Annotated in this window: 4 protein-coding genes and 1 pseudogene; 3 read left to right on the top strand and 2 right to left on the bottom strand. The window is 44.9% G+C overall.

All coding sequences use genetic code 11. The features are described 5' to 3' along the window. Positions 1-64: 64 nt before the first annotated feature. Positions 65-457, bottom strand: coding sequence for a transposase family protein (locus Q0991_RS23405; RefSeq protein WP_299493174.1), 393 nt, complete (start codon positions 455-457; stop codon positions 65-67). 132 nt (positions 458-589) lie between these two features. On the opposite strand from Q0991_RS23405, the gene Q0991_RS23410 reads away from it, so the two are divergent. After that, positions 590-2242, top strand: coding sequence for an ATP-binding protein (locus tag Q0991_RS23410; RefSeq protein ID WP_299493176.1), 1653 nt, complete (start codon positions 590-592; stop codon positions 2240-2242). A 139-nt stretch (positions 2243-2381) separates the two neighbouring features. On the opposite strand, the pseudogene Q0991_RS23415 reads toward Q0991_RS23410, so the two are convergent. Then, a pseudogene (locus Q0991_RS23415) lies at positions 2382-2647 on the bottom strand (IS1 family transposase); the annotation flags it as partial. 153 nt (positions 2648-2800) lie between these two features. On the opposite strand from Q0991_RS23415, the gene Q0991_RS23420 reads away from it, so the two are divergent. Together Q0991_RS23420 and Q0991_RS23425 are read left to right on the top strand one after the other, a co-directional pair. Beyond that, positions 2801-3469, top strand: a complete 669-nt coding sequence (locus tag Q0991_RS23420; RefSeq protein ID WP_299493180.1) for a response regulator transcription factor — start codon at positions 2801-2803, stop codon at positions 3467-3469. Positions 3470-3597: 128 nt separating this feature from the next. Then, entirely contained in the window at positions 3598-3981 is a 384-nt protein-coding gene (locus tag Q0991_RS23425) for a response regulator (RefSeq protein WP_299493178.1), read from the top strand. Positions 3982-4045: the final 64 nt, after the last annotated feature.

The raw sequence follows: 4045 nt of genomic DNA on the forward strand, positions 1-4045 counted from the left end.
AGTGCCCAATGACTCTACAGTGAAAGGAGATGTAGATTCTCAAAACCCTCAATAGGCTTGAATTCTAATAGACCCCAGAATCCGTTAGAACGAGATCTGTTTCAGACCTAAACGAATGTTTGAGAGTCTTGCCATCAGTCGCCACAGTTTCTCCAGGCTGGGGCACAATCTCAAAAAAACGGCTGAGACATTGAGCGAAAAGGACTTCATCTGTTTGTAAGAGTACCCGGCGAATGGTGCTGTAGGAGGGTAAGCGATTCTTTGGTGGATTGAACAACTCTAACAATGGGGCATGGTAAGACTTGAGCCAATCGCCAATGGCCAGAAAGCCTCGATTCCCTGCTGCGACCGCAAGGGTGAACAAGGCTAAACACAATGCTTGATGATGGCGCAAACCTACGGTGCGACGAATGTCTGGTAGGTCTAAAAAAACATCGACAATAGCCAGCGATGACATAAGTTATGAAAGAAGTGCAGCCTGCACATCATCGCTCATTTTTGAATGAAATAGCCCTGGGAAGTAGCCCAACATTCACAAAAGCTTTCCAAAGAGCTAGGTAGAGTCATTCAACCAGGAATTGAAACCTTATTGGCTAAAGCTAAACTGGGTATTGCTGATGAGAATATCTGGACCCTAATTCGAAAAGATCAAAGTCGCTTCCCTGTCTGCTTATCTGTGACGGCACTAGGGAATGAATCAGGTCAGTTTAAGGGGTTCTTAGGGATTGGCAAAGAAATTACCCCTCAGCAAAAGGTAGAAGATGCACTCCAGCGGCTCAACGCTAATCTGGAGCAACTTGTAGAGGAGCGTACAAGTCAGCTTAAAGCAGCTATTGAGGCGGCTGAGGTTGCAAATCAGTCAAAAAGCCAATTTATTGCCAATATGAGCTATGAATTTCGCACCCCCCTCAACACTATCCTAGGCTTCAGTCAGCTCCTGCTGCAAGACCGGCGGATCACCCCAGATCAGCATGCTAACCTCCAGATTATTCATCGCAGTGGAGAACATTTGCTCTCCCTGGTCAACGAAATCATTACGCTTTCAAAAATAGATGCAGGTCAACTCACCTACGAGCCTAAGGATGTGAATCTCCACCATCTATGTAGTGGGGTGAAAGATTTATTTTCATTACAAGCTCTTTCCAAAGACATCCAGCTCCAGATTCAGGTCGCACCAAACGTTCCTCAATATGTGAGAACCGATGCTAAAAAACTCAAACAAATTCTTATCAATCTACTTGGAAATGCCCTCAAATTTACTAAGCGAGGTTGTGTTGCATGCCAGGTGCAATGGTATCCCTCTAGCGTTGAGACCTCTTCTCCGGCATTAGAGTTTACCATCCAAGATACTGGGAATGGGATTCCCGCCCATCTGCTGCCCAAGCTGTTTGACCCCTTTGTCCAAAATCCTCTGACGCGGGAGGAGTATGGTGGCATCGGATTGGGGCTATGCATTTGCCAGCAATTTGTCCAACTGATGCAGGGAGACATCTCTATCGAGAGTATTGAAGGCAAGGGGACAACGATCAAATTTCAGATTCAAGTTCAACTGAGTGACTCCCTTCCAAAGCCTAAAGTGTCTCAACTAAAAGTCGTTGGACTGGCAGGGTATCAGACTTCATATCGAATTCTGGTGGTTGAAGATCACTTTGATAACCGTCAAATCTTAGTGATGATGTTGGAAGCTGTGGGTTTCGAAGTTAAAGAAGCAGGGAATGGACAAGAGGCCGTGGAGGTTAACCAGGTTTGGCAGCCCCAATTAATTTGGATGGATCTACAACTGCCCGTCCTAAATGGTCTAGAGGCCACGCAATTAATAAAGACCCAGGATCCAGACCCACCTGTGATCATTGCTATTACAGCTCAAGCTCTAGAGTCGGACGAACTACAGGCCCTTAAAGCAGGGTGTGATGACTATCTCCGCAAACCCTATGAAGCTGCTCAAATTTTTGAAAAGATGGCACAACATTTAGAAATTACCTACTGTTACGAAACCCTTCATTCTTCCGTTCCTGTGATAGAAGCGACTCCTCTGACCCGCGACCTATTAGCCCAAATGCCATCCTCTTGGGTGAAACTACTCTACAACGGGGCAATAATGTTAGATGCAGAAACTCTAGATTTGTTGGCAAGTGAGATTCCAGAGAAGTATCAATCCCTTAAAGCTGCTTTGGAATATCTGGTGACCACCTATCAATATGATGTAATCATGCAAATTGCCCAGTCTGCGCTTCAAGCTTGAAACTGTTAGTCCTGAGCAACCAGACTGGGGGACTGGTCTATTTACAGGCTATAAGCTTTTAAGACGTTACTGGTTAGGAGTTCCAATATGCGAAGTAGGTGTGACCACAATCCCTTTTCCATGGTTGGTGAGGTCTACTTGCTGAGGGTGACCAGTTCTGTGTTTGGGTTGCTAATCGTTTTATCCAACGCATGATGGTGGTATGGGATTTACAAAAAAGTACGACCTGAAGCACGACTCCCATCCCCACTGTGCGAGCTTAGACGGCAAAGCTAACCACTGAACTAGTGGTGCATAGGTGAGCCATTGGTCTACCCGTGCGTTCATTGAAGTCGGCTCTTCAATGAACGCACCGATATCGCTGAACGCATGGCTATCTTGATAGAAATCAAAGCCTCGCTTAATGACCTCCTGACTCTAGTTGTATGGGAATTCCATCGAACTTCTCATGTTGCGTCAGAAGCATTTATCTCGAGTCTTTTAACAGACCCATGCTCGGAACTAGAATAATGAGTAATGCGTCTTAGAACCTATTATTTTGTGATTTGCCGATTACCGATGGCCCACATACTAATCGCTGAGGATGAACAACGGATCTCATCCTTTATTGAGAAAGGTCTAAAGAGTCACGGTTATACCACTACTACTGTTGGGGATGCTCATGCAGCCTTATCCCTCTCAATGAGTGATAGCTTTGATTTGTTGATATTAGACTTAGGCTTACCTGATAGGGATGGACTTGAGGTACTGACTGATTTGCGAGGGCAGGGAGCTAAATTACCCGTTATTATTTTGACTGCCAGAGATGATCTTAAAGACAAAATTTCAGGTCTTAATGGTGGGGCAGACGATTATATGACCAAACCCTTTCGCTTTGAAGAGCTTCTGGCAAGGGTAAGGGCTCGATTGAGAACCGTTACTTATACCTCATCTACTGCACCTTTGACGCTAATGATTCATAATGTGGCGTTAGATTTGCGGACTCGTAAAGCCAAAGTCAATGACGAGTGGATTGAACTGCCGTCTCGCGAGTTTACCCTGGCAGAAACATTTTTCCAGCATCCAGACCATGTGCTTAGTCGCCAGCAACTCCTAGATCGCGTTTGGGGATACGACTATGACCCAGGCTCCAACATTGTTGACGTGTATGTGGGCTATCTACGAAAAAAACTAGGGAACGATCTGATCCAAACCGTACGAGGGGTTGGTTATCGGCTTAAGGAATAAACGCTGCGGACAACATGAGAATCATCTCATGTTACTGGGCATTGAGTTGAGTTACCTTTAAATAACTCTCCTTTACTTAACTTCATTGTTGCTGGGGTGTTAGCATTCCTGCATAACCTTCCATTTATATGACGCGGGTTCTCTTAGTAGAAGACGAAAATCTCATTGCCCAATTCATAGAAAAAGGGCTGCTCAGACATGGTTATTATCCGACCAGTGTTTCAGATGGGCAACAAGCCCTAGATGAGATTTACAACGAATCATATGACCTCGTTTTACTCGACCTGGGCCTACCGACCATTAGTGGTAGGGAAGTGCTCCAAACCCTTCGTCAACAAGGCTTTACACTACCGGTTATTGTAATCACTGCATATAGCGACAAAAAAAATATTGCTCTGGGTTTAGGCGCAAATGACTTTATTGATAAGCCGTTTCGATTCTCTGAATTGTTAAAGATTATCCAGCGCAATCTGGCTAAATCCTTTGGGGATGACAAGGTACTTCAAATCTAGAGTCAGCAGTAGATAGGGCAGTGTGATTTCAAAGAAAATAGGGTGGCCGAAACGACTACCCTAT

It is taken from the genome of Acaryochloris sp. IP29b_bin.137, assembly GCF_028285745.1.
GTDB lineage: Bacteria > Cyanobacteriota > Cyanobacteriia > Thermosynechococcales > Thermosynechococcaceae > Acaryochloris.

Bases quoted from the DNA above. Each gene is read 5' to 3' on its own strand.
- Q0991_RS23420 (WP_299493180.1), top strand. From the start codon at position 2,801: ATGGCCCACATACTAATCGCTGAGGATGAACAACGGATCTCATCCTTT.
- Q0991_RS23405 (WP_299493174.1), bottom strand. From the start codon at position 457: ATGTCATCGCTGGCTATTGTCGATGTTTTTTTAGACCTACCAGACATT.
- Q0991_RS23425 (WP_299493178.1), top strand. From the start codon at position 3,598: ATGACGCGGGTTCTCTTAGTAGAAGACGAAAATCTCATTGCCCAATTC.